Below are 1,544 nucleotides of genomic sequence, written 5' to 3'. Positions count from 1 at the left end.
CCTCTCGGCCATGCAGCAACGGACGCTTGTTTTTAAGCAGCCAATCGTCCGGGATCCGACAAGTAGTGAATGATTTTAAAATTAAAGTGGATCAAATTAAATAATTAAAAGTATAAAATTATTTCATGTAAAACAATCTAAATATTTAATATTTTTCTTACCAAGGGGTGATTTTTGCTACGTGAGCTATATATCCCGTAGATTTCTTCATTAAGCCCATCGCTGCATCCAAGAAGTTTCAGGCTTTGTATATTTACAAGATCTGCAGAACCTAACTCTGTCACAGGAAAAACGCCCATCCCTTGGGCAGAAAAAATACTCAACAAGGCACTGTCTTCGAATTCGCCAACAATCTGAGCTTGTATGCCCAGATTTTCTAACCAGCGATCCATGCGCTCACGCAGTGCTGCATGGTATGTCGGTGCAAGTATGGGCAAGTCTTTAAGACTTTGCGGAAACTCCGCAATTTTCTGATCACTGACCAAAGCTGCAGGTCCATACCAATCGACCCGAGAAGCAACCAAACGCTCGTTCGACAAACGAAAGCTGGAGTTATGCGGTGGTGGCTGACAGGCCAATACCAAATCCAGCTTGTGCAAAGCCAACTCTGCCATCAACTGCTCAAGCTCGCCATCATGGCAGATAAGCTTTAAGCCAGAAGTTGCCAGTACTGGTTGAAGCAGTCTGTGTGCGGCGAGCTTTGCTATTCCGTCTGAAAGACCTACGGATAAACGTACCGATGGCCCGGTTGCTGCTGCGGCAGCCTCCTCTGGGATGCGTGACCCTAGCAGGAATATCTCATCCGCGCGCAAAAAAACGGCACGGCCTGCATCGGTGAGAACCACAGTTCGCCCGGAAGGTTTGAGCAATTGATGGCCTATCGAGGACTCTAAAAGTCGCACTTGTGCACTGATCGTTTGGATGGCCATATCCAAACGCTCCGCTGCTCGGGCAAAGCCGCCTTCATTGGCCACAACCCAGAAGTAGTAGAGGTGTCGATAGTTGAGCATAGTGGATGCATGAATACTTCGAAAAAAACGAAGTTCAGATCATTGTAAAGCTGCTTTTTTAGTGCTGTCACGTTGAGAAGAATGAAGGCGTCGACACTGATCTCACTCCAATCAGTGAGATTTATCAACCCATCCTCTCACATCATGGAATTCCTCTCTACCCTTTGGTTAGGCATGCCACTCTGGATATGGTTTGCCTTCTTGACCACTGTCATCGCTATTTTGGCTTTCGATCTGGGCATCCTGCACAAAGATGCGCGCGCCATCGAAATCAGCGATAGCTTGAAAATGTCAGGCTTGTACATAGGCTTGGGCCTTGCCTGGGCTGCAGCTGTTTATTGGATCTATGTCCATTACTCTGGCACGGGGGCCGTGGATCCGCAAATTGCAGCGGCAGCCAGTCCAGAAGAAAGAGGATGGATAGCCGTGAAGCTGTATATGACAGGCTATCTGGTTGAGAAGACATTGGCAATGGATAATGTATTTATCATTTCTTTGATATTTACATATTTCGCAGTGCCTCGTGAATATCAG

Annotated in this window: 1 protein-coding gene and 1 pseudogene; one reads left to right on the top strand and one right to left on the bottom strand. The window is 46.8% G+C overall.

Going from position 1 to position 1,544, the window contains the following annotated elements; all coding sequences use genetic code 11:
- Nucleotides 1-137: 137 nt before the first annotated feature.
- Nucleotides 138-1,010, bottom strand: coding sequence for a LysR family transcriptional regulator (locus CA2_RS17380; RefSeq protein ID WP_081888816.1), 873 nt, complete (start codon nucleotides 1,008-1,010; stop codon nucleotides 138-140).
- A 201-nt stretch (nucleotides 1,011-1,211) separates the two neighbouring features.
- Between CA2_RS17380 and CA2_RS01275 the strand changes: the two are divergent.
- Nucleotides 1,212-1,544, top strand: a pseudogene (locus CA2_RS01275) (hypothetical protein); the annotation flags it as partial.

Origin of the sequence: Comamonas aquatica NBRC 14918, assembly GCF_000739875.1 — a bacterium.
GTDB classification, from domain to species: domain Bacteria; phylum Pseudomonadota; class Gammaproteobacteria; order Burkholderiales; family Burkholderiaceae_C; genus Comamonas; species Comamonas aquatica.
This window is presented reverse-complemented; position numbering and strand designations above follow the sequence as displayed.

Bases quoted from the DNA above. Each gene is read 5' to 3' on its own strand.
- CA2_RS17380 (WP_081888816.1), bottom strand. From the start codon at position 1,010: ATGCTCAACTATCGACACCTCTACTACTTCTGGGTTGTGGCCAATGAA.